Here is a 21,067-nt window from a genome sequence, read left to right on the forward strand (position 1 = left end):
GGGTCGGAACGATCGACGGTGTGACCGTACTGTGGCGGGAGACGAGCCCGGAAAAGCGCGAATTCACATCTCTGAAGTAGGTGTGCTCGGGCCGCACTGAGCACCCACGCACGACCGCCGTGCGGCCCTTCCGGCCCAGGGCGACAGCGGAAGGCCCCAGAGACTGCCGCAGGTTCTGGGAGTCGTTGCAACACCCCAGCTCAAGGAGGGCATTGACTTCGAGATCCGCGAGGACCGGCAGTCGCAGGGACGGAAGGAGCTCACCGCTGAGCGGGCGGCATACTTCCGGCTCGTGCAGCAGGGCGTGGGCAACACGGAAGCGTGCCGGATCGTCAGGATCAACCGGCGGACCGGGAAACGCCGGCGCTACGGACGCGGCGCGTCCGGCAGTAACAAGGCGGCTCCACCGATCATCGCGGTGGAGCCGCCTTCCGTGCCGTCGCGGTGCCTGTCCGAGGCCGACCGGATCCACATCGACGACCGGTTGCGCGAGATGGCGACACCGCGCGCGGAACGCAATCCGGGTGAGGTGTCCGACGTGGGGTATCCGGCCTGTGCCAGGGCTGCCGCCGTGCTGCGGGGGGCCTGCTCGCCTCCAGCCACGCCCACCGCCCCGGCCCGCCGACTCCCCGGCGTAGCCCCCCGGCGACGTTGCCACCACCGCCCGGGTCGGGGGCCGGGGGAGTGCTCGTGAGGGTGAGCGCGGGGGCGCGTCGGGTTGGCCTGGTGCGCTCCTACGCTCCGTTGACCACGCATAGCGATGATCGAATACTCGGAGTGACGAATGCCTGGTCGGGCTTCGCGTGTCGATTCGCCGGCGTGGTCGGTGGAAGGGTGGACACTCATGGGTTTCCTGACGGTGCGTGACGAGGATCCGCAGTCGCTGCCGGGGCGGCGGGATGTGCTGACCCGGGCGTTGGGTCTCGCGGCCGGGCTGGGTGGCGCGGCTGCGATCGGGGCGGCGGCCGGTCCGGCGGCGGCTTCGCCCGCGACGGCCTCCTCGCCCGCCGGGACCGCCTCGGTCCGGGCCAACCAGGCCAATTGGCGGTTCTGCACCAAGTGCTACGGCATGTTCTTCCGGGGCTACCCCACGGACGGCGCCTGCCCGGCCGGCGGCGGCCACGACGCGGCCGGCTACGACTTCAACCTCCCGTACAACGTCCCCGAGACGTCCACCGCCCAGCACAACTGGCGCTTCTGCACCAAGTGCTACGGCATGTTCTACTACGGCTATCCGGACAACGGCCGCTGTCCCGCAGGGAACGCCCACGCGATGCAGGGCTACGACTTCGTCCTCCCGCACGACATCCCGGAGACCGCGGGCACGCAGCGCAACTGGCGGTTCTGCCCCAAGTGCTACGGGCTCTACTACTACGGCTACCCCACCAACGGCGCCTGTCCTGCCGGGAACGCCCACGGCATGGCCGGGTACGACTTCGTCCTGCCCCACCTGTAGCCTCGCAGCGGGCGCCGCTCGTACCCCGGCAGCATCGTTCCGGGGGCCGCGCCCCCTGACGTAGGAAGTCTTCGGCAGCCTGGCGATCGCGGAAGACGAACCGTCCTCAACCACCGATAACGCTCTGCTCGGCGGCGTGCGGCACCACCCGACATCCACCGCCGAGCTCCACACCACGGTCGCCCATTGCTCTGACCGCAAAGGGTTCGCCGGGTCCCGGTATCTGTCCCTGCAGCGTCAGGGAGCGCTGGTGGTCGCCCATGTACGGAAGATCGCAAGGGCCTCGCCGAGGTTCCCGGGGCCGCACGCCGCGTGGAAGGTCTTCTCAGCGGTCCAGGCCCGGACCCAATCCTGGGCGTTGCGATCGACGTCTTGGCGAGGGTACTCACATCCCCCGAGGTCCGTCTCCTCCAGATCGATTTCGACGGTCCAGCCGGGTTGTCGAGCGTGGCGATCTTCACGCCCTACTCGTGCTCCCAGTCGCCGTCGCACTGCTTCGCGTACCAGTCCTGCAGCCAGGCAAGAAGGTGCTGCTCCGAATCGCTCATGACAGCAGAGGCTACTGCTGGGACCGCGCGCGGCCACCGGCGCCAGGGTGCTAAGAGGGGTCGTGCTCATCCTCGGTGGGATGAGCACGACCCCTCGTGCGAAGGCTCAGGCTCTCCGCGATGACCGGCCTGCTGGTCTACTGCCGGACGAAGGGCTCACTACCCTCCGGGGCATAGGCCATGCCGAGCTGTGCCTGACCTTGATCCGTGGAGTACAGGAAGAACAGGTCGCACCTCGGGCCACCGGCGGCGGCCGTCAACGTGACCTCCGTAGCCGGCCCGACGGAGTCCAGATGCCAGGGTCGCCAGGTACCGGTGAACTTCGTGTCGGCTGACCACGCCCCGTTGGGACACACGCTGGGAGGCAGGCTCACCTCTCCGAGCGCACCGTCCTTGAGGAACTGGATCGTGCCCAGGGTCGGCGACTTCCAGGCCCCGACGACTTGCCGCGCCCTGTCCTCGTCCGTCTGCACGGTGCAGGACACCGCCAGCGGTAGGACGGCCACCAGTGAGCCGATCAGGAAACGGACGCCACTCCTCATCCGACATCTCCCTTCTGGAGCGGGTTACCCGAAGTCACTGAGTCGGGCATAGTTCCCACTTGGCGTGTAGTTCTTTGCTTCCCTGGTGATCGCGTCCCTGAGCTGGGACTCCGAGGCCCCGGAGTTGGCTGCGGCGATCTTCTCGCCCATCTGGCGGCCGTACTCGTTGTTCACGAGGTCCGAGAGGTGATCAGCATAGTTGTGGCCTTCCCGGTCGCCGTACGCCTCGTGGGCGTCCGCGACCATCTTGGCGGTCCGGGCCCCGTGCTTGGCCGTGATCACGGCCTGCCAGGTGAAGTGCCGGTAGGCGTTCTGCCGCCCGAGGACGGGAGACCTGGACCCGCTACCGCTGTGCGCGGAACTGGTCGCGGCCGGCCTGGACCAGGTCGCGCCGGCCGGCGCGGACGGTGCCAGGGCCATCGAGCCAGGACACCGCGGAGGGTTCGGGCATCCGCAGGCCGGCCATGTGATGAGCGGCGCCGACGCAGTAGCGGTAGTCGCCGGTCCGGGTGGGCTCGGTCAGACGGGCTGTGGCGGCCCGAGCCTTGTACTGCTCGCCGGTGACGGCGTGGTGCAAGACGAGTGCGAGTTCAAGTATGGCCTGGGCCGCGGTGATGTAGGCGTCGTGCATCTCGGTACGCAGTCTGCGGGCCCCGTCGAGGGTAGCCAGGGTGCCGGTCTGTCGGGCGAGGGCGGAGACCTGGACGGTGAGGGCGGTCGCGCGCTGGTCGAGCCCGGCCAGGTGTTGCTCAGCGAGGGTGATCTCCTCTCCGGCCCGGTCGGGGCCGGTGAAGCGTAGGCGAGGGCAAGGATGGCCTGGGCAATGGCCTGCTCGCCCCGGTTGCCGTGCTGTTCGGTTTCGGTGCGGGCGGTGGTGAAGGTGGTGGCGCCCTGGACCATGTCGCCGTGGGCGACGCGGATGTCGCCCAGGACCCGGTTGCCGCGGCCGGGCCGGCCCAGGGTGCGGGCCGTGGCGGGCGTGGACGCGACGGCACCCACACCACCGTCCTGACCTCCGCCGACGGCCTCCAAGGACCGACCTCCATCGCGCTGCGCGGCCACACCGTCCACATCACGAGCGCCTCCTACCTGGCCGCCAAGGACCCCAACCTCCCCCTCACTCACCTGGGCGACTGAGCCCCCGACTCCCCGGTCGGCGTACGCATACCCGCAACGGCCGGGTGGATCGTCGTCGGCGCTCCGGGGTGTCCGGGACCCACTCTTGCCCGGTGATGGGGCGATGCTCGTCCGTTCGGACGGGATTGCCGCGATGCCCATGACATGGCATCAGCGACGGATCCGGCGCGGTTCCTCACCCAGGTCCTGGACCAGGTGCCGGCCAGGCCGGTCCCGGCACCGAGCAACTGACCCCGGGCGCCTCGACGCCGACGCTCCCTTCGCGGCCAGGCCGTGTCCGCATCGCCGCACGGGTCCCAGACGGGCCGGTGATTGGGTTGGTCAGTGGCCGGCACGCGGCTCGAAGCAGCCGCCTTCGGGGTACGGGCCGTTGGTCTTCACCTGGTAGTTGGTCTTCTGTGCGAAGGCGGTGACGCAGGCGTCGTCGTGGACACGGACACCGACCAATGCGCCTTCGGGCCAGACGTAGTGGTCGGTCTCGAAGCGCGGCCCCATGTCCCGCACGCTGAGGGTTCCGCCCAGCCACTCGCCCTTCGGCCCGAACCGTTCCTCCTGGAACCCGGCCTCGAGCAGCGCCGCGCGCACGCTCTGCGGATTCCACGTCCCGCCTTCCCAGAGCCGCTTGAGGACAGGCTCGATGCGGTCGGCTTCCTTCTGCGCGTCCTGCGCGCTTGCGGGAGACATCTCACCTGAGATGCGGAAGGCGTTGTTCTCGCGATAATGCGAAGCCGCACCCTGCGACGCCGCACCGGCCGGGCTGGGATGGGAGCGGTCCCAGCTGTGCTGCGCGGTCACCAGCAGCGCTCCTGCCAGGGCGGCGACGAGCAACTGCGACAGTGCCGTCCAGGGCGCACGGAACACGAGCGCGAGGGCCGCGACCACGAGCATGGCGACCAGGTAGTCCTGGGTCCGCGCCATATGTGCGAGGTCTGCCGCGTCGATCCGCTCCCGGTCTCCCTGCGCGGCCCAGACCTCCATGCCGTGCCCGAACATGTAGTCCAGGGCGAGCCATCCCACCCCGAGCAGTAAGAGGGAGATACCGATGGTCAGGTCTGCGCCGCGGGACGTCCGGCGCGACCAGGGTCGTCGGCCACGCCGGAGTCGAGGCTCAGTGAGGGAATCCGTCATGGCCGCATCATGTCGAGTCTGCCGCGGGCAGGCATGAGTACGCGTACTCACCGGCGGCCGACAGACCCGCGTTCCGGGATGGCCGGTCTTCACCGGCACCGGGATGTGATGCGTTCCTTGACTGTGACCGTGAGGGCCACCGCGATGGTGATCACGATTCCGCAGAGCAGAAGTGTGCCGACCAGGTAGGCGAGCATGCGGGTTGCCGCCCCGAGCAATTCTCCATGTGTGAACGTCACTGGATTTTCCTGTCCGGGCGAGGCCGGCCTGCGGCCTGCGGCTTGCGGAGTCTGCCGGGTGGGGTGGGGGATCGGACCGGGTTGTTGCTGAACCGGTCCCGGCTTGGCGACGCTTCCGTTTCGGCAGATGCGCCGGCCCGTAGCGCTTGTGCCCGAGCGCCTGTCTCCTGACGAGCAGGCTGCCGCGTCCGTCTTCGCGTACGCAGCTGACCCGGGCCAGGGTTGATGTTCTCGTCGGCATCGTGCGGTGCGCCCGGACGACGCGGTCAGCCCACCATCAAGTGGTGGAGGAGGAGGAACGACAGCAGTAAGGTGCCCACTCCTACCTGTCCCGCGCGGCGCCATGCGGGAATGGTGCACAGGGCCACGAGGGCGGGGCCCTGCCCGAGCAGGTCCTGGGGCGCCATTGATGGTTCCGGGTAGTTCTCGGCTGAGAGCGGGGCGAGTATCGCCGGCGCGGCCGTCTGGAGGAAGAGGCATGCCGGCACCGTGGTCACGCGGGGCACGACGCCCAGGGCACAGCACCAGGAAGAACGTGAGGGGACTCAGGATCAGCCATGAGCCCAGACCGGCCAGGGGATAGGGCGTCAGACAGAGGGACACGCTGTCCGCACAGGACTGGGTGTCCGCCTGTATGGCCCACTGCCAGAGCCCGGTGGCCGGCCACCCGGTGAAGACTCCGGTGCAGGCCGCACCCGCGACCGGGTAGATCTTGTTCATGGATCGACGATCGCAGCCCAGAGGCCTCCGCTCATGAGCACGGGTACTCAGGACATGGCTGTCGCGCCGTGAACGCCGTCGGACGCGCGGGGCCGGGCAGGGGCTGTGCCAGGTGCCCAGCCACGCGAGCGGCCGGGCGGTCAGCGAGGTGCGTGTCATGAGCTGACTGGTCCGAGACAGGCAATCGGCATACCGCCGGGCAGGCGTGAGGAGGACCGGCGGCTTTCGCGCGCCCGCCCCCCGTAGACGCCGCGATACGCATCCACCGGCAGCCGGTGTCCGGCTGCTCGGGTCGGCCGCCCACAGTTCGTAAGGCGGTCCCGGTCCGGTGTCAGGCCTTGGTGACCGGATGCCGGCCTCTGCGGCGACGGCGGATGCTCACCGCGGCTGCGGCGGCGAGGAGGCTGAGCAGGACGGGCCAGGTGAACGCAGCGACGTCCAAGCCTGAACATCTGACAGCAGCGCCCTGGATCCCCTCGGGACCGGGGCGCCGTTGCGACCCCGCAGGCGAGCACTGCGAACGCCCGGTGCTCCGGGTTCGGGGTGCGCGCAACGCGGGCCGGGCCGGGCGCGTACCGTCCTGTACGCGCCCGGCCCCCGGAAGGGAAGGACAGGGCTGCGGAGCCCTCCGCGGTACGGGTGTTCCCGCATGCCGGCTCCGTCAGCTTCCGCCGGCCGCCCCGAACTCGGTGGTGAGGACGTCGCCGAAGACGCCCAGACCGCTCCAGTCGCCGTTGACCTGGCTGGTGAGTAGGTGCCTGCCATCACGAGAACCCATGGCGCAGGTCCACGAGCCGTACGTCGCACCCGCGTTGCCCCAGACCGTGACGCCTGACGGCAGCACCCAGGAGAACACACCCAGGCCGTACCGGGTGCCGGGGATCCACGGGACGGGCCCAGTGGTGTCGACGGTGGTGAACATCTCCTGCTGCTGTTCGGCCGGCAGCAGGTGGCCTTGGAGCAGCGCGCCGAAGAAGCGCTGCAGGTCGCCGGTGGTCGAGATGACGCCGCCGGCCGCCCAGGCGAAGGACTGGTTCATCTCGGTCGCGTCGTGGACCTCGGGCCGGGCGTCGGAGGCGAAGAGGGTGGAGTAGTGCCGGGGATGCGGCCCTCGGATGGTCGGTTCCGTGCCCGGCAGGTAAGTCCCGGTGAGCCTCAGCGGGTGGACGATCCGCTGGGTGAGTGCCTCGGTGAACGTCCCGCCGGTGACCTTTTCGACGATCAGGGCGGCCAGGAAGTAATTGGTGTTCGAGTACAGGAAGGCCTCCCCCGGAGCGAAGGACGGCGGGGTGGCCAGGCCTATCCCGACCAACTGCTCGGGGGTGTAGGAGTCGTAACGGTGCTGGAACCATGCCGCACCGATGCCCTTCGTGAAGAACTGTGCGTCGTTGCCGTAGTTGAAGATGCCGCTGGTGTGGTTCAGCAACTGCCGGATGGTGATCGCACGGCCGTCGTAGCCGTTGCCCGCCACCATCCCGGGCAGCCACTGCTCCACCGTGTCGTCAAGGCCAAGCCTGCCCTCGGCCGCCAGCTGCAGGACCAGCACGGCCGTGAATGCTTTCGTCGTGCTCCCGATCCGGAACCGCTCGGACGGCCCGCGCTCCTCTCCGGTCCCGGTATCGGAGACTCCTGCCGAGCCGAACCACGCGCCGTGGCCGTCTCGTACGTCGACGGCGATGCCGGGAGCGCCGCCCGGGGCGGCGGCGCGGTCCAGGACCCGCTGCAGTGCGGAACGGTCGGGGGTGGCCCCGATGGCTGCTGCGGGGACCGCCGGCGTGCCCTCTGCGGTCGCCTCGGTGGAAAAGTGACGGGTCATGTCGGTGTTCCTTTCGGGAGTTCGCGTTCGGTTCGTCGGATCGGGGAAGTGGTGTCAGCGCCCCAGGCGGGCGGGCTCAGGGATCCCGGCCGGTTGCGCCGTGATGCGCTCGGCCGTGGCGCGTTTGGCGGCCACGATCACTCGTGCGGTGGTCCCCACCGTGAGCAGCAGCACCGCGACGAGGGCGAGGAGGGTGGCGGTATCCGGATGGATCAAGGACTGTCCGCGCCACGCCTGCCAGGTCACCACCGCGACCAGCCCGGTGTAGCCGAGGGCGGCACTGCCGACCAGGCGGGCCCGTACCTTCTCGTCGCGCAGCCAGACGCGCTCGGCGGCCAAGGCGGTCAGTACCGCGGTGATCAGGAGGAGTACCTGGATGCCGTGCAGGGCGAAGAAGTGCGGAACCCGGAAGTCGCCGCCGGTCACGCTCCAGTTGGTGACGGGCATGCCGTGGCCGTCAGGGTCTCCGATGCCGTGGCCCTGGTACATCTGCACGGAGTGACCGTTGGCGTCGGTCACCGTACGGGAGTGGATCTCGGTGACCATCCAGAAGACTGGTACGAGCATGCCGAAGGTGGCGAGCGCGAGACCGGAGCGGATGGCTCGGTTCAGTGCTGCTCCGCCCGTGCGCTGGATCAGGACGACGACCGCGAGGACCAACTGCGCGATGACGATGACCATCACGCCGAAGGTGAGGAGGGGGACCAGGGCCAGGGTGACCCGGTCGCTCTGGTCCGCGTTGAAATGACTGAAGGTGCCTCGCGCCGCCTGGGCGGTGATGGCTCCCACCTCCACGGTGACGGCCACCGCGAAGACGGCACCCAGCAGGCGTCCCAGCCGTCGGCCCCTGGTCAGCTCGGTCAGCAGCCAGGCCAGCGTGCCCGCGTAAAGGCCGAAGGCGAAGCCGAACTTGAGCGGCTTGACCCACACCGACTCGCCCAGCAGCGTCCGTGTGTCGACGAGGGTACCGACGCCGGAGACGAGCACCAGGCCGAACATGAGGGCGGCACAGACCAGCAGCGGCCGGTGCCAGCCACGCACGGGTGTGGGTAAGGACGTCATGAGGGGCTCCGATCAGGGCGACGAGCAGCCCTCGTCCGGGCCGGCTCGGTTCACATCACTCGTTCGCGAATGACTAAAAGCTAAATTGCATTCACTCATTCGTCAATGAAGAAGGCGCGCCAGTCAGTATGTATGCAGGTCAAGGCGAAAAACTCTTGCAATGACAATGAAGGCGAATGCAAACCCGACGGAAGTTCCTTGCAATGACCTGACCGCGAAAGCAATACTGGCCGCACACGCGGACCCAACACGGAGGCAATGCCGATGCCCGGAGGCAGACTGACCCACCACGAACGTCAGGCGATCGCAGAGGGGTTGCGGGATGGACTCAGCTACACCGACATCGCCGGGCGCCTGGGCAGGCCCATCTCCACCGTCACCCGGGAGGTGGCCCGCAACGGCGGCCCCTCCGCATATCGGGCCGACGCGGCCCATCGCGCCGCCACGGGGCGCGCCCGCCGCCACAAGCAGCCCACGACCCCGACCGCCGCCCCGACCGCGAGCGACACGCGCGGACGCGACCCGGAGGCCGTCGTCGAACTTGAGGAACAGTTCACGGCGTTGATGGTCGGGACCGGTCTCCCGCGGATGACCGCCCGCGTACTGACGTGCCTGTACGTGACCGATGGAGGCAGCCTGACCGCCACGGAGCTCGCTCAGCGCCTCCAGGTCAGCCCGGCATCCGTCTCCAAGGCCGTCGGCGAACTCGAACAGCAGGAGCTCATCAGGCGCGAACGCGACACCGGTCGGCGACGCGACCGGTACGTCATCGACGCCGATGCCTGGTTCCGCGGCTGGATGGCCAGCGCCCGTCAGAACGCCACGCTGGCCGACTTCGCCCTGCGTGGCGCCCAGGTCCTCGGCGCCACGACACCCGCCGGCACCCGGATGCAAGACATAGGCCACTTCTTCGAGCACGTGGGCCGGACCATGATCGAGGCGGCCGAGCAATGGCGGCAGGCCGATGCCGCGAGGCGAAACACGTCCCGCTGAGGCGTTGGAGGACCCCGTCGGTCCGCTGGGCGTCTGCCCGGCAGTGCCGTGCCGCCCTCCCTGCTCTTCGGGCGAAGCGCCGCACGTGAGCGCTACCCAGGGCCGGCCCTGGGTAGCGCCCACGTGACCGGTCACGGACGCAGTCGGTGCCGTGCGGCCCGCCCGGGTCGCTATGGGGATTCCTCAGCGCACACATCGTCAGTCGAGGACGGATCACGAACCGTTCCCGGGTACTGACCGGCAAGAACCTGCCGATGCTGCGCAAGTGGCTGGCCCTGGACGTGGAGCTGGCCCAGATCGCGGTCTACCGGCTGGACGACCGAGGCATGCCCGGCCAGGAGCTCCTGCGGATGGGCGTCGCGCGCGACGAGAGCTCCAGGGACTGGGTCAGGCTCAGCGCGGAGACCCCCGAAGAGCGCTTCGGGTCGGCTGCCCAGGCGCGGATGACGCAGCTGCTGCGCGACTTCTCGCACGAGGTGGATCCGTCCTACGCCCAGGTCGGCTACAGCCTGACGCTGGGCCGCACCGAGCACGAGGAACGGGTCGGCCCGCCGCTGCCCTCGATGACGCTGCCGCAGTCGCGGCGGCTGCTGCGCGGGTACGAATGGCTGATGGTGATCCCGCGCGAGATCGCCCACGAGCTCGGCGGCGGCGAGGCGATTGCCGCGGCCGGTGACTTCCACCGGGTCGCGACACTGCGAGACGGTGCGGTGCTGCTCCAGGTCACGCCGGAGTTCGACGGCTTCACCGGCGTGGCGATCGAGCGCACTTGGCGGCTGTTGCGCCCCGCGCTGATGCCGGGGATGCCCAAGCGCTTCGATTCCGACGTGGGGAGACCGCCGAGCAGGATCTGGTACGCGGACGTTGCCTCTTGCCGGTAAGCGGATTGACCGAGCCCGGCTGCGGCGCCTTCGGGTTCGGCCGCGGCACTGCGGGTTCGCGAGCCCCAGCCGCCCGGCCGGGGCTCTCCGCTGCACTGGCACCGGATGGCCGCCAAGGCCGCCGACGCCTCCGAGGACACCGCCACCGGCGTCCGGGTCAGGGCCGGCCGCGATCGCCCTCGGCTACGAAGGCGCGGCCCTCCCCGTCGCAGACGTCTTCGCCGACCAGGCCATCGCCCTCAGCGACAACCAGCCCTCCCTCGGCCTCCTCAACGCCGTCTACGGCAAAGCCCACACGGCAGCCCTGCGCGGCGACCACGTCACTGACCGCCGGCTGCCGGCCGAAGGTCGCCGCATCTTCGACCGGCCGGCTCGCACGAGCAGACCTCCGACCACGCCGTCCCCCACTGGCGCGTCAACGTCCGTCAGTTCGATGTGCCTCCGGAGACGTGTACGTGCGCGGAGTCGCGTTCCTCGAAGTGGATGTCGACGCTCAGGTGGTCGGCGTTGCCGTTGTCGTTCCCGTCCGCGGGGGCGGCGGGGTGCGCGCACAGGTCGGCCTGCACGCAGTCGCGGCCGACCTTTGCGTCCGGGTACGTGGTGCGCAGCCACGCTTCCGCCTCCGTTCGCGAGGTCTGGAAGTCGATGTTGTACCAAGTGGTCTGCCACTGGCCCTTCGTGCACCGCTTGTTTCGTGCGGTGTCGGGGGGATGGGCGGCTTGAAGGAAGCGGACGGCCTGGCCGCAGGAGACCGGAGCCTTTCCGTCCAGTTCCTGGTTGGCGCCGTGGAGTCACCAGCCGGCGGACGTCAGGACGGTCACCACCGCTCCGGCCGAGAGCCAGAACGTGGTCCTGTTGCGTTGCGTGGAAATGGAGAACCCCCAAAGGCTGAACACTGAACGTGTTCAAAGATGCGTCTCGGTCGCATTCGGTTCCGCATCGCGCGTTCGAACCGCCTCACTGGCCGTCGGTATTCCCCGCCGCGACCGTGAAGAGCGCCACCGCCGTCCGCGGCGAGCCGGGAGCGGATCGACGCGCCCTACTGGTGGCGGCGGCGGGAGAACCTGATCCGCTCCGGTCGGCCGGTGCGTCACCTGGACAACGACGGCCGGGGCAGCCGGATGGAGATCTACCCGGTCGCCCAGAGCCACATGGATTCCAAGTACGCCCGCCCGCTCGGCGACCGCTCGATCGCCGTCCGGTACATCCGGCCCGACCTGGTGCGGGCGTGGGCCGACCGCGACGAGGCGATGGTGGGCGAGATCCGGGACGACGTCATCACCGACCTCGATTCCGACTCGGCCGCCCGGTCGTTCGCGTGGCCGTGCCGCAGGGGCCTCGTAGGTCGAGTCGTCGAGGAACGGCACGGCCGTGGTGGGCGGTCCTGATGGCCCGCCACCTACTTGACTGACGAATCGACGATCCCTGCGGTGGTGTTGCTCATCGGCGGAGCCGGCTGGGCGGGCCCGGCCTCGGGTGACGCACCGGTCGTGAGCGAGCGCCTGCGGGTTTTCCGGGCTGCCCGCGCGGCCCGGGAACCGCGGGTACCGCCCGGACGCACACCCCGGCCCGCAGTACCCCGCAGGGGTGATTTTTGCCCTCGCGTACGCGTAGGCGGTTTGTGCGGTGCGCTCGCAGCTCCCGCCCAGCCGCCATATGCCACTGTCGCGTCACCAAACCCATGATCCAGCGTGTCGCTTTGCCCGAAATGCACACTCTCTGTAACTTTATTGTCACGCTGCGTGATCGGATTCCGGCACCATCTCGCACCGCGACGTGATCCCCGAGGGCCACCATGACCAAACGCGCCCTGCTCGTGGGCATCGACCTCTACCCGGATCCGCGAAACAACCTCAACTCCTGCGTCGCCGACACGCTCGCGATCAGGAACATGCTCGAAGGGTCGTACGACTTCGACCCCATGGACATCCAGCTCGTGCACAACCAGAACGCGACGCTGACCAACGTCCTCGACCAGCTCGACTGGCTGTTCACCGGAGTAACTTCCGGAGACCAGATCGTCTTCTTCCAGTCCTCCCACGGATACAGCTATCCCGAGGGCAGCACCATGGTCGAGGTGCTCTGCCTCTACGACGACTTCCTCAAAGACACCGACCTGGTACGCCGCACCCAGGGACTGCCGCCGAGCGTACTGACGGTGATCCTGGACTCCTGCCACTCCGGCGGCATGAGCAAGCGATTCGTCACCACGCAGAAGAACGGGGCCACACAGTGCCACGTCGCCAAGGGAAAGTTCTGGACGCCCGACCCGGAACGAGCCGGCCGCGACGCCCAACTGCTGGCACAGGTGACCCAGTTCAAGTTCTTCGGCCGATCGGCCACCGCCGACGCCGGAGCCATCGCCAAGAACCTCATGATCGATCCGGTCGGCGTCCCGCCGGCCAAATCGTTCAAGGAAGCCGCGGCCGAACTCAACGGAGTGTTGTTCTCGGCCTGCCTGGCGAACGAGACGGCAGCCGCGGGAAGCCCGCCCACCGATCAGCTGTCCGCCTTCACCTACGCCCTGATCAACGACATCCGTCCGGACCTACCGGTGGCCGAACTCAACAGGCTGGTGAGCCAACGCCTCGACCGGCTCAACATGACCCAGCACCCGATCGCCATGGCACCTCTCGCACAGCCGCACCTGCTCACCCAGACCCTCATCTCCATGGGTGACGGGACCAAGTCCTTCAAAGCCGACGAGCAGATCTCGAACATCGGCGACTCGGTCGAGGCATGGCTGAACAAGAACCTGAGCGAGCGCTAGGAGGCCTACTTGGCGAGGTCGTCTGCCCCAGCCGCTCAGGCCAGTTCCCAGGCCTCCAGGAAGAAGCAGGCGCCGCCTGCTGCACCGAATCCCCCGAAACCCCAGCAGAAAGCCCCGAAGAAGAGCAGCGGTGCCAGTGGCGCCGCGAAGAACGCCGACGACCATCGGCAAGATCACTCAGGAGGAGAGATGACCGCTACATCACTCGACCCCAGGGCCGAACGGTTCAAGGAGCAGCTCGAGGCGGCCTTCGCCGGCGAGGCCTCCGGCAAGGACTTCGAGACGTCCAACGCCTACGGCGACGTGGCGACGATCACCTGGTCGTTGCTGGAGAACTACATCGCCGCCGCCGAGGCCAACCCCAAGGGCTACAAGGTGGCCACCAAGGACTTCGTCGACACCAAGGTCGACAACGTGCCGGACGAGAAGATCTGGCCCCTCGTATGGGCGGCGGTCGAGACCCTCGGGCCGCTGATCATCGACATCGCCACCAAGGAGTTCAAGCCGCAGAAGAAGGACCTGATCTCGGCGATCGACAGCGTGCCCGCACACCGGCGCAAGGACAAGGGCTGGGTCGACTACGCCACCACGCTCGCGCTGATCCTCGCCCAGGGAACCGTGCAGGTCCTGTCCGACAAGAAGGACTTCGGCGCCTCCGGGCAGTACCCGACGATGCCCAAGCCGCCGAAGGACGCCGATCCGGCCTACTTCCGGGACGCCCTGACCTTCGCCACCGCGAGCACCAAGTTCCTGGATTTCTCGTTCCACTTCTGACGACCGTGGACGGGGCGGGCCCCGACGACGACAGACCCCAGCCGGCGCCCGCGAAGCGGGCGCCGGCCGCGCGCTGTCCGGTGCTCGCGGCTGACCTGCGCCGGGATGGCGTGATGCTGGGCCCGGCCGATCCAGGTGTCGTGGACCGGCCGTGCCCTGTGTCGGCCTGGAGCTCGTCGAGGTGGGCTTCGGCTTCGTCGATATGAGACGGGAAGTCGGCTTCTTCCTCGCCGCGCAGCTGCTGCTCGTACCGGTCGAGTTCCGCTTCGGTGAGCCGGCGGCGGGCGGCCTCGTCGCGCCGGCGCCGTTCCTCGGCGAGTTCGGCGTACGCCCCGGCGCTCGTCGCGGGACTCCGGGCAGCCAAGTCTCTTGAGCCATCTCGTCGGCTCAGAATGCAAAGCCGTGCCCGGAGTCCCCAGGCCCTCCGATCCTACGAATCCGGCAGAACTCGGCGAGTCTGCCGGGGCGAGCCGGACCACGGCGGTTCCTGTGCAGTCGTCGGGTCGTAGGTTGTGCCCCCGACGACTGCACGACGGCACAGAACGTCGCGGTCAGGAGGAGCTCGGGTCAGCGGACCTCGGTGACCCGGTGCTCCTTGAGCGCACCACAGTTGGAGTTGTACACCTGCACATGCACGTTGCTGATGCCCCCGCCCCAGTCGACGCAGTGGCCCTTGCCGTACACGTAGGCCGGGCCCGCGTACGACGTGTACCGGCCGTAGTCCTCGCCGCGCTCCGAGGTTGCGTTGACTTCGATCCAGAGGGCCATGTCCACGGCCGCACCAGGGTTGTTGCGGATGGTCGCGACGCAGTTCTTGCCGTTCGAGGCGTTGTACGTCAGATAGACGGTGCCCAGCGAACCGATGGCGGCCGAGTTCACGGTCTTGTAGGCGCTTCCGCAGACCTTCTGCGGCGTGGTGTTGGGCGCGGCGGTGGCGGGCGCCGCCAGCGCGGTCGTGGCCGCCAGGGCCAGGGCGGCGAATGCGGTGGTGGTAAGGACGGAACGGGTGAATTTCATATTTCCCCCAGGTCGTCATTGGAGTTGGTTACTCCCACATGGTGGGACATGCGCGACGGCGGAACGGTTGCGCATCGTTCGCAAAAGATGCGACCGCCTCGCCTGATCGGCACCTCCACGGCGCACCCGGCCCTGGGACGTTTCGAGAGTGACCGACCCTTTTTTCCCCGGGGACATGGCGGCCTGACGGGGCCCCGGGGCGCGATGCCGTGCCCCGGGGGCCAGTCGGCAGAGTCCCGGGAGTGGGTATCCGGCCGCCGCCGGGAGATTGCGCGGGCAGGCCTTCACCCTGGCCGGTGTTCGTATCCGCCGGGGCGAGTGGTTGGTCTGCTCACTGGCCGACGTCGGCGCCGACGCCGACCGTGGCCCGGCACGCCACGCCGACCCGGACCGGTTCGACCCCCAGCAGCCGGCCTTCGACCACATGGCCTTCGGGGCGGTCTGCATCAGCGCCTGGGCCGGCGCCTGACCCGGGTCACAGCCCATGCCGCTCTGACGACCCTCAGCCGCCGCCTGCCCGGCCTGCGCCTGGCCCAGCCCCCGCGGGCCGGCCTTCATGCCCCCTGGTCTCGGCCACACCCGAAGACCTCTGTCTCAGTGTCCTGTGGTGATCACTGCAGGCAGGTGAGAGCCCTCCCTCGACCTGCCTCACACGATCCGAGCCCGCCCGGGCCCCGTGCATCTGCCCGGCCGCCGGCCCTCGATGAGAGGGCGGCGCCGAGGCGCGCCGGCTTCCGGGCGGGCTCGCGCGAAACTCGGCGTGGCGTGATCATCTTGGCCTGCTGAGTGCCTGATGCTGTCGGGGATCTCGGCGATGACGGTCGGCCATGCCCTCGACATCTCAGTCTCCAAGATCGCCGACCTCGTCACACGCGATCAGCTGTGCGTCTCCTCGCGGCGTCCAAGAGCGGCCGCATCGGGTACGACGAGCAGCTTGCCGGTGGTACGCCGAGCCTCCAGATCGCTGTGGGCCTGGGCGGCCTCGGACAATGCGTAGCGGCCCGTTACGGTGACCTCAAGCGCCTTGGAGCGCACCCACTCGAACACATCGGCGGCCCGTCGGAGCAGTTCGGACCTATCGGCGATGAAGTGCCCGAGGCTGGGCCGGATCAGGGTCAGCGAACCGCCGTGGGCGAGCCGAATCGGATCAAACGGCGGCACGGCACCACTTGCCGCGCCGAAGAGCACGAGATGGCCGCGTGGTCGCAGGCTGGCGAGGCTCGCATCGAAGGTGTGCGCGCCGACGCCGTCGAAGACAACCGGCAGTCCCTGACCGCCGTTGAGTCGCCTCACCTCGGCTGCGAGATCGCCGACGGCGGAGGAAAGGACCACCTCGGCGGCCCCGGCACGCTTCGCCAGCTCGGCCTTCGCCGTGGTCGACGTCGTGCCGATCACCCTGCCGCCGAGATGGGTGATGAGCTGGGTCAAAAGTAGCCCCATGCCACCAGCAGCCGCATGCACGAGCACCGTGTCACCCCCCTGAACCGGGTACGCGTCCTTGACGAGATAGTGCGCGGTCATGCCTTGGAGGAGCACGGCGGCGGCTGTCTCGAAGCCGATGTCATCGGGCAGCGGCACCAGCCGAGAGGCGTCCACGACGGACCGCTCGGCATACGTGCCGGGAATCTCCACCCAACCGACCCGGTCCCCGACCGCGACGTCAGTGACGCCGGGTCCAACTTCGACGACCGTGCCGGCGCCCTCAGAGCCCGGGGTGAAGGGCAGCGGGAGGCTGTACCGGCCTTCGCGGTGGTAGACGTCGAGAAAGTTCACCCCGGATGCGGCGACCTCCACGACCGCCTCGCCCGGACCCGGACGCGGTTGGTCCACCTCGGCCTCCTGCAGCACCTCGGGACCGCCCACTTCGTACACCTGAATCGCTCGCATGACCCCTCCAATATTGGTTCATCCCCCACCAACCCCGTTGATGGCGATCCGATTCCCGGCAGGCAGACCACCCCGCGCCCCCGCCGAGAGCCGAGTCGCCTAGTGCTGTGATCGGCAACGTTCACCGGGTGATCGGGGTGGTGTCGGTGGATCCTGAAGGGGTGTAAGTATGTGTGTATGTCGATCACTTCAGTGACTTTGCGCCGCCGCGTGGATGACCTCGACGCTGCTGTGTCCTTCTACGAGCAGCTCACCGGGGAAGCAGCCAACAGGTTTCAGTTCGCAGGCCTGGAGCTGGCCGCTGTCGGCGCCTTCCTCCTTTTCAGCGGGTCGGAAGAGGCAGCAGGGCGCTTCGCGGGAGTGGCTGCGACGTTGTCGGTGCCGGACCTGAACCAGGCCATATCGGGAGCCGTGGCGGCCGGGGCCGCCCTGATTGCTCCTCCGCAGGCCACCCCGAACGGACACCGTGCCGTGCTGCGCCATCCGGACGGCGGCGTCTACGAGTACGTCAGTCGCTGAGGGAAATATTCGGGAGAAAGGTGGGCGCGGCTGGTCACGCTGAGCCCAGGGGTGGTCTGCCGCCCCAGCGGATTCCTTTCTCGCCGCGGATGCGGATGCGGATGCGGGCGCGTTCGCGTCGCTGTGCTGCAAGGACCTCGGGGTGGCGGGCGTTCTTGTTCCGCCGGCGCAGGTAGACGTGCAGAGCCCGGGCCTGGACGGTGTGGTTGCGGTGGTGGGAGTCGGCGAGGGTGAACTGCCGGAGCGGTCCGAAGTGGGCCTTGATGGGGCTGGCCCAGGACGCGGTCCCTCGGCGGGCCAGTAAACACCGCAAGGCCTCGCGACCGATCCGGGTCGGGCGGGCGATGTTCGAGGAGTGCGGAGTAGATCAGGCTCAGGTCTGCGGTGACCAATGTGCTGACAGCCCACGAGCAGCCGTAGGCGCTCGCCGAACCCGGTCGGCTTTCCCCGTTGCGCGGGAGACCACTGCGCGTGTGAGGCTGCAGTCACACGGGCCGGGCCCTACCCCAAGTCGGCGAGAACACGTCTTCTTGGACCGCGCGACGACGGGAGGAGTCGCCGTAGTAGAAGTTCGTCCAGCAACCCCGAGGGCCCCGGAGATCAGCCATGACATCCCCGGGGGCCCGGAATGGGTGCGCGCTGTCCAACGACCACGCGACCCCGGTGTTACGTCGCGGCCGGCTCGGGCACTCCGAGGACTTCGGCCACCTTGCGGGCCAACTGCGCCACCTGCGGCGGCAGGTAGCTTTCCTCCTCCGAGATGGCCTCGCCCACCAGGCCCGCCACGTGCGCGCGGGCGTCCTCCTGCGGGCCGGCGGACCGGAGCTCCTGCTGCCCTACCTGGAGGTAGCTCCGCAGCCTGTCGGGATCCATGCCGGTGCGTTCGCAGTAGGCTACCTGGACAAGTTGATGGGCCGGTCGGTGGGTGGGATCGGGGGTTGGCCGGTGTGGTCGCGGACGGCTTCGTCGGTGCCGCAGGGGTTGCAGATGGGTAGGTGGCGGGCGGTGGTGATGCGGGATCGGGTCATTTGGAGTGAATGCAAGGTGGCGGCCATCCCGTAGCGGCCGACGCCTCGGACCGCGGTGGGCGGGGGAGACCGAGGGGGAACGTCGGCCGTCGGCGGTGGGTCGTTCTTGCAGGTCACCAGCCGCCCGGCGGGTGGTGACCACGCAGACTCACCCCCTGTGCGCGGGAAGAAGAGGGACGGGGCGAGTGCGGGGTGTGTTCGCTGCCGTGGGTCGTTCTGGGTGCTCCGCGGGACGTTGGTCGCTGCGGGCGCGGGGCGGAGGGGCTCGTGTCGTTGTTCCGAGCCGGTTTCGCCGAGCGGCTCGGGTGAGGTCAGGCGGCCCGTCCCGGTCCGAGTGCGGTGCCCCCCGGGCGCCCGGCATTGGGCCGAACGGCTCAATGCCGGGCCGACGGCGGGCCAGCCCCGCGCCCTCGCACTTATCGTGGGAACGACCTCATGATCGGGCGGCGGCGTGCGAACAGGTGGACGTGGACGGATCCGGGATCGACTACCAGGCGGTCTTCCATGCCTTGCCGGGTGCGGTCGCCCTGCTCACGCCTGATCTGGTCTACGTGGACGTCAACGAGTCCTTCCTGGCGACCTCCGGCCGCACCCGCGAGCAGCTCATCGGCCGCTACCTGTTCGACGTCTTCCCCGACAACCCCGCCGATGACGCGGCGACCGGCATGCGCAACCTGCGCGCCTCCCTGGAACGGGTCGCCACCACCGCCGAGCCCGACACGATGGCCGTGCAGCGCTACGACGTCGAGTCCCCCGATCGGTCAGGGGTGTGGCAGGAGCGCTACTGGAGCCCCGTCAACGTCCCCGTCCTCGCCCCCGACGGAAGCGTCGCCCTCCTGCTGCACCGGGTGGAAGAGGTCACCGAACTGATCCGGGCCCGTGGTGGCCCCAGCGGCAGGGACCGAGCCGCCGACATCCTGGAGGCCGAGCTCTACACCCGCGCCCGGGAGCTCCAAACCGTCAACGAACGCCTGCGCCGCATCCATGCCCACGAGCGGGAGGTCGCGCTTCACCTCCAGGAGTCGCTGCTGCCCGCGCCGCGCCCGCTCGGCCACCATCGGGCCGCGGTGCGCTACCGGCCCGCCACCGAGGCCTTGAACGTGTGCGGCGACTGGTACGACCTCGTCGACCAGCCCGGCCGCACCGCCCTCGCCGTCGGTGACGTCGTCGGCCACGGACTCGGCGCGGCCGGCGTCATGGGCCAGCTCCGTAGCGCCCTGTCCGCCGCCTCCCGCGTCGCCGAGGGGCCGGCCCAGGCCCTGGAGGTCCTCGGTCTGTACGCCCGCGACATCGAAGGCGCCGAGTCCACCACGGCCGTGTCCGTCTTCATCGACTGGAACAGTCGCACCCTCACCTACAGCAGCGCGGGTCACCCCCCTCCCGTCCTGTGCCATCCCGACGGGACCATCACCTTCCTCGACCAGGCCACCGACCCCCCGCTCGGCGCCCGGCCCGAGCACACCCGCCGCCCCGAGGCACAGGTCGCCTTCACCGAAGGCTCCACCCTCGCCCTCTACACCGACGGGCTCATCGAACGGCGCCGCGAGGACATCGACGTAGGCCTGGGAAGGCTCGCCGAAGCCCTCGTACGGCACCGCGGCTCCGTCCCCGACGTCCTCGCCGACGCCCTGCTGACCGAGCTCATCCCCGCGGTCGGCCTCACCGACGACACCGCGCTGGTCATCCTCCGGTTGTGACGGTCGGCCCGCGGAGAAACTCGAAGGCGTACGCGGCCCCGCCTGCATAGGATCGGCCCATGCCGAGCCCAGCCCTCCAGCGCGTCAACACCTTCCTGTCGGACTTCGCCCGCCGCCAGGCCGCGCGCACCGTAGCCCTCCCCGGTGGGTTCGCCGTGTACGACGACGCGTTCGCGCAGTCCCACGCGAACAACCAGGTCGTCATCGACGCGGCCGTCGACCCCGAGGCGCTGCCCGCGATCGCGGAGGAAGCCCTGGGACGGCTGCCGCACCGGCTGATCTCCGTACTCGACGACGACACCGGCAAGGCGTGCGCGGAGCCGCTGATCCGGGCCGGGTACACCCACTCCACCTACCTGGTCATGCTGCACACGGGCCCGGTGCCGGACCCCGGACCCGCCCAGGAGGTGGACCTCGACGCGCTGCGCGCTCCGCTGACCCTGCGCTGGCGGGGCTTCCTGCCCGACGCCGACGACGAGGTCCTGCGCCAGCTCGTCGATCGGCGTGAGGCCCGCCGGGGCGGGGCGGACGTCGTGCGGTTCATCGGCGCCCGCACCGAGACGGGGGAGGTCGCCTCGTGGGCCGACCTCTACGTCGACCGGGCCACCGGCACCGCCCAGATCGAGGATCTGATCACTGCCGAGGCGCACCTCGGACGCGGCTACGCCGACGCCGTCCTGGCGGGCGCCCTGAACCTGGCCGCGGCCCACGACAGCGACTTCCGCTTCCTGACCGCCGATGCCATGGACTGGCCGCGCCACTGGTACGAGCGTCGCGGCTTCACCGTGATCGGCCATTCGCACGCCTTCGCACGCCTTCGAACGCCGCTGACGCCGCTGACGCCGTAGGCCCA

25 protein-coding genes and 2 pseudogenes are annotated in these 21,067 nt (G+C 69.4%); 13 read left to right on the top strand and 14 right to left on the bottom strand.

The annotated features are described in order from the left end of the window. Positions 1 to 211: 211 nt before the first annotated feature. Both BCL76_RS40660 and BCL76_RS36985 read left to right on the top strand, forming a co-directional pair. A pseudogene (locus BCL76_RS40660) lies at positions 212 to 535 on the top strand (IS30 family transposase); the annotation flags it as partial. Positions 536 to 844: 309 nt separating this feature from the next. Beyond that, positions 845 to 1,456 carry a hypothetical protein gene (locus BCL76_RS36985; protein ID WP_219934016.1) on the top strand — a complete coding sequence of 204 codons (612 nt, stop codon included), beginning with the start codon at positions 845 to 847 and terminating at the stop codon, positions 1,454 to 1,456. A 237-nt stretch (positions 1,457 to 1,693) separates the two neighbouring features. Here the strand turns inward: BCL76_RS36985 and BCL76_RS40585 are convergent, their stop codons facing one another. The 5 genes from BCL76_RS40585 to BCL76_RS37005 all read right to left on the bottom strand — a co-directional run bounded on the left by BCL76_RS40585 (position 1,694) and on the right by BCL76_RS37005 (position 3,177). Then, the gene (locus BCL76_RS40585; RefSeq protein WP_219934017.1) at positions 1,694 to 1,948 is read right to left on the bottom strand and encodes an Imm53 family immunity protein; all 255 of its coding nucleotides are present in this window, start codon (positions 1,946 to 1,948) and stop codon (positions 1,694 to 1,696) included. Continuing rightward, entirely contained in the window at positions 1,921 to 2,004 is an 84-nt protein-coding gene (locus tag BCL76_RS40590) for an Imm53 family immunity protein (RefSeq protein ID WP_375138012.1), read from the bottom strand. The genes BCL76_RS40585 and BCL76_RS40590 overlap by 28 nt, the downstream gene beginning before the upstream one ends. Before the next feature lie 137 nt (positions 2,005 to 2,141). After that, positions 2,142 to 2,546, bottom strand: coding sequence for a hypothetical protein (locus BCL76_RS36995; RefSeq protein WP_109783899.1), 405 nt, complete (start codon positions 2,544 to 2,546; stop codon positions 2,142 to 2,144). Between the two features lie 24 nt (positions 2,547 to 2,570). After that, positions 2,571 to 2,966 carry a DUF6973 domain-containing protein gene (locus tag BCL76_RS37000; RefSeq protein WP_181382890.1) on the bottom strand — a complete coding sequence of 132 codons (396 nt, stop codon included), beginning with the start codon at positions 2,964 to 2,966 and terminating at the stop codon, positions 2,571 to 2,573. After that, positions 2,890 to 3,177 (bottom strand): hypothetical protein, encoded by a 288-nt coding sequence (locus BCL76_RS37005; protein ID WP_109783901.1) that lies wholly within the window; start codon positions 3,175 to 3,177, stop codon positions 2,890 to 2,892. Before BCL76_RS37005 ends, BCL76_RS37000 begins: the two co-directional genes overlap by 77 nt. Positions 3,178 to 3,452: 275 nt before the next feature. On the opposite strand from BCL76_RS37005, the gene BCL76_RS37010 reads away from it, so the two are divergent. Beyond that, positions 3,453 to 3,683, top strand: a complete 231-nt coding sequence (locus BCL76_RS37010) for a hypothetical protein (RefSeq protein WP_146228511.1) — start codon at positions 3,453 to 3,455, stop codon at positions 3,681 to 3,683. A 321-nt stretch (positions 3,684 to 4,004) separates the two neighbouring features. Here BCL76_RS37010 and BCL76_RS39490 read toward each other — a convergent pair whose 3' ends face one another. The 4 genes from BCL76_RS39490 to BCL76_RS37030 all read right to left on the bottom strand — a co-directional run bounded on the left by BCL76_RS39490 (position 4,005) and on the right by BCL76_RS37030 (position 8,648). Continuing rightward, positions 4,005 to 4,811 (bottom strand): DUF6234 family protein, encoded by an 807-nt coding sequence (locus tag BCL76_RS39490; protein WP_219934018.1) that lies wholly within the window; start codon positions 4,809 to 4,811, stop codon positions 4,005 to 4,007. A gap of 505 nt (positions 4,812 to 5,316) precedes the next feature. Further along, the gene (locus BCL76_RS39335) at positions 5,317 to 5,457 is read right to left on the bottom strand and encodes a hypothetical protein (RefSeq protein WP_181382891.1); all 141 of its coding nucleotides are present in this window, start codon (positions 5,455 to 5,457) and stop codon (positions 5,317 to 5,319) included. A 974-nt stretch (positions 5,458 to 6,431) separates the two neighbouring features. Then, positions 6,432 to 7,586 (bottom strand): serine hydrolase domain-containing protein, encoded by a 1,155-nt coding sequence (locus BCL76_RS37025; protein ID WP_109783903.1) that lies wholly within the window; start codon positions 7,584 to 7,586, stop codon positions 6,432 to 6,434. 54 nt (positions 7,587 to 7,640) lie between these two features. Next, positions 7,641 to 8,648, bottom strand: a complete 1,008-nt coding sequence (locus BCL76_RS37030; protein ID WP_109783904.1) for a hypothetical protein — start codon at positions 8,646 to 8,648, stop codon at positions 7,641 to 7,643. A gap of 264 nt (positions 8,649 to 8,912) precedes the next feature. Between BCL76_RS37030 and BCL76_RS37035 the strand changes: the two genes are divergently transcribed. Next, positions 8,913 to 9,641 (top strand): GbsR/MarR family transcriptional regulator, encoded by a 729-nt coding sequence (locus tag BCL76_RS37035; protein WP_109783950.1) that lies wholly within the window; start codon positions 8,913 to 8,915, stop codon positions 9,639 to 9,641. A gap of 254 nt (positions 9,642 to 9,895) precedes the next feature. Next, positions 9,896 to 10,522, top strand: a complete 627-nt coding sequence (locus BCL76_RS37040; RefSeq protein ID WP_109783905.1) for a hypothetical protein — start codon at positions 9,896 to 9,898, stop codon at positions 10,520 to 10,522. Positions 10,523 to 10,947: 425 nt separating this feature from the next. On the opposite strand, the gene BCL76_RS39340 is transcribed toward BCL76_RS37040, so the two are convergent. Then, entirely contained in the window at positions 10,948 to 11,088 is a 141-nt protein-coding gene (locus BCL76_RS39340) for a hypothetical protein (RefSeq protein ID WP_181382892.1), read from the bottom strand. A gap of 519 nt (positions 11,089 to 11,607) precedes the next feature. On the opposite strand from BCL76_RS39340, the gene BCL76_RS37050 reads away from it, so the two are divergent. The 4 genes from BCL76_RS37050 to BCL76_RS37065 all read left to right on the top strand — a co-directional run bounded on the left by BCL76_RS37050 (position 11,608) and on the right by BCL76_RS37065 (position 14,439). Then, the gene (locus BCL76_RS37050) at positions 11,608 to 11,910 is read left to right on the top strand and encodes a hypothetical protein (RefSeq protein WP_109783906.1); all 303 of its coding nucleotides are present in this window, start codon (positions 11,608 to 11,610) and stop codon (positions 11,908 to 11,910) included. Positions 11,911 to 12,317: 407 nt separating this feature from the next. Next, positions 12,318 to 13,292 (top strand): caspase family protein, encoded by a 975-nt coding sequence (locus tag BCL76_RS37055; RefSeq protein WP_109783907.1) that lies wholly within the window; start codon positions 12,318 to 12,320, stop codon positions 13,290 to 13,292. A gap of 189 nt (positions 13,293 to 13,481) precedes the next feature. Further along, complete coding sequence (locus BCL76_RS37060) at positions 13,482 to 14,066, top strand: hypothetical protein (RefSeq protein WP_109783908.1); 585 nt, start codon at positions 13,482 to 13,484, stop codon at positions 14,064 to 14,066. Between the two features lie 151 nt (positions 14,067 to 14,217). Beyond that, entirely contained in the window at positions 14,218 to 14,439 is a 222-nt protein-coding gene (locus tag BCL76_RS37065; protein WP_109783909.1) for a hypothetical protein, read from the top strand. A 194-nt stretch (positions 14,440 to 14,633) separates the two neighbouring features. Here the strand turns inward: BCL76_RS37065 and BCL76_RS37070 are convergent, their stop codons facing one another. After that, positions 14,634 to 15,083 (bottom strand): spore-associated protein, encoded by a 450-nt coding sequence (locus tag BCL76_RS37070; RefSeq protein WP_109783910.1) that lies wholly within the window; start codon positions 15,081 to 15,083, stop codon positions 14,634 to 14,636. A gap of 268 nt (positions 15,084 to 15,351) precedes the next feature. On the opposite strand from BCL76_RS37070, the gene BCL76_RS37075 reads away from it, so the two are divergent. Beyond that, positions 15,352 to 15,552, top strand: a complete 201-nt coding sequence (locus tag BCL76_RS37075; RefSeq protein WP_109783911.1) for a hypothetical protein — start codon at positions 15,352 to 15,354, stop codon at positions 15,550 to 15,552. A 407-nt stretch (positions 15,553 to 15,959) separates the two neighbouring features. Here the strand turns inward: BCL76_RS37075 and BCL76_RS37080 are convergent, their stop codons facing one another. Next, positions 15,960 to 16,970, bottom strand: coding sequence for a quinone oxidoreductase family protein (locus BCL76_RS37080; protein WP_109783912.1), 1,011 nt, complete (start codon positions 16,968 to 16,970; stop codon positions 15,960 to 15,962). Between the two features lie 177 nt (positions 16,971 to 17,147). Between BCL76_RS37080 and BCL76_RS37085 the strand changes: the two genes are divergently transcribed. Continuing rightward, entirely contained in the window at positions 17,148 to 17,489 is a 342-nt protein-coding gene (locus BCL76_RS37085; protein ID WP_109783913.1) for a VOC family protein, read from the top strand. Between the two features lie 34 nt (positions 17,490 to 17,523). Here the strand turns inward: BCL76_RS37085 and BCL76_RS37090 are convergent. Together BCL76_RS37090 and BCL76_RS37095 are read right to left on the bottom strand one after the other, a co-directional pair. Then, positions 17,524 to 17,772: pseudogene (locus tag BCL76_RS37090) on the bottom strand (hypothetical protein); the annotation flags it as partial. Positions 17,773 to 18,155: 383 nt separating this feature from the next. Then, entirely contained in the window at positions 18,156 to 18,362 is a 207-nt protein-coding gene (locus BCL76_RS37095) for a hypothetical protein (protein ID WP_109783914.1), read from the bottom strand. Positions 18,363 to 18,984: 622 nt separating this feature from the next. Here BCL76_RS37095 and BCL76_RS37100 point away from each other — a divergent pair. Both BCL76_RS37100 and BCL76_RS37105 read left to right on the top strand, forming a co-directional pair. Further along, complete coding sequence (locus BCL76_RS37100) at positions 18,985 to 20,214, top strand: PP2C family protein-serine/threonine phosphatase (protein WP_258310137.1); 1,230 nt, start codon at positions 18,985 to 18,987, stop codon at positions 20,212 to 20,214. A gap of 59 nt (positions 20,215 to 20,273) precedes the next feature. Further along, positions 20,274 to 21,062 carry a GNAT family N-acetyltransferase gene (locus BCL76_RS37105; protein ID WP_109783916.1) on the top strand — a complete coding sequence of 263 codons (789 nt, stop codon included), beginning with the start codon at positions 20,274 to 20,276 and terminating at the stop codon, positions 21,060 to 21,062. Positions 21,063 to 21,067: the final 5 nt, after the last annotated feature.

Source organism: Streptomyces sp. CG 926 (assembly GCF_003148825.1).
Classification (GTDB): Bacteria; Actinomycetota; Actinomycetes; order Streptomycetales; family Streptomycetaceae; genus Streptomyces.

Coding starts and splice junctions, on each gene's coding strand:
- BCL76_RS37005 (WP_109783901.1), bottom strand. CDS start 3,177: ATGCACGACGCCTACATCACCGCGGCCCAGGCCATACTTGAACTCGCA.
- BCL76_RS37040 (WP_109783905.1), top strand. CDS start 9,896: ATGCTGCGCAAGTGGCTGGCCCTGGACGTGGAGCTGGCCCAGATCGCG.
- BCL76_RS37080 (WP_109783912.1), bottom strand. CDS start 16,970: ATGCGAGCGATTCAGGTGTACGAAGTGGGCGGTCCCGAGGTGCTGCAG.
- BCL76_RS37035 (WP_109783950.1), top strand. CDS start 8,913: ATGCCCGGAGGCAGACTGACCCACCACGAACGTCAGGCGATCGCAGAG.
- BCL76_RS37025 (WP_109783903.1), bottom strand. CDS start 7,586: ATGACCCGTCACTTTTCCACCGAGGCGACCGCAGAGGGCACGCCGGCG.
- BCL76_RS36995 (WP_109783899.1), bottom strand. CDS start 2,546: ATGAGGAGTGGCGTCCGTTTCCTGATCGGCTCACTGGTGGCCGTCCTA.
- BCL76_RS37055 (WP_109783907.1), top strand. CDS start 12,318: ATGACCAAACGCGCCCTGCTCGTGGGCATCGACCTCTACCCGGATCCG.
- BCL76_RS37000 (WP_181382890.1), bottom strand. CDS start 2,966: ATGGCCCTGGCACCGTCCGCGCCGGCCGGCGCGACCTGGTCCAGGCCG.
- BCL76_RS37085 (WP_109783913.1), top strand. CDS start 17,148: ATGTCGATCACTTCAGTGACTTTGCGCCGCCGCGTGGATGACCTCGAC.
- BCL76_RS39490 (WP_219934018.1), bottom strand. CDS start 4,811: ATGACGGATTCCCTCACTGAGCCTCGACTCCGGCGTGGCCGACGACCC.
- BCL76_RS37070 (WP_109783910.1), bottom strand. CDS start 15,083: ATGAAATTCACCCGTTCCGTCCTTACCACCACCGCATTCGCCGCCCTG.
- BCL76_RS36985 (WP_219934016.1), top strand. CDS start 845: ATGGGTTTCCTGACGGTGCGTGACGAGGATCCGCAGTCGCTGCCGGGG.
- BCL76_RS37095 (WP_109783914.1), bottom strand. CDS start 18,362: ATGGATCCCGACAGGCTGCGGAGCTACCTCCAGGTAGGGCAGCAGGAG.
- BCL76_RS37030 (WP_109783904.1), bottom strand. CDS start 8,648: ATGACGTCCTTACCCACACCCGTGCGTGGCTGGCACCGGCCGCTGCTG.
- BCL76_RS37105 (WP_109783916.1), top strand. CDS start 20,274: ATGCCGAGCCCAGCCCTCCAGCGCGTCAACACCTTCCTGTCGGACTTC.
- BCL76_RS39335 (WP_181382891.1), bottom strand. CDS start 5,457: ATGGCGCCCCAGGACCTGCTCGGGCAGGGCCCCGCCCTCGTGGCCCTG.
- BCL76_RS37060 (WP_109783908.1), top strand. CDS start 13,482: ATGACCGCTACATCACTCGACCCCAGGGCCGAACGGTTCAAGGAGCAG.
- BCL76_RS40590 (WP_375138012.1), bottom strand. CDS start 2,004: ATGAGCGATTCGGAGCAGCACCTTCTTGCCTGGCTGCAGGACTGGTAC.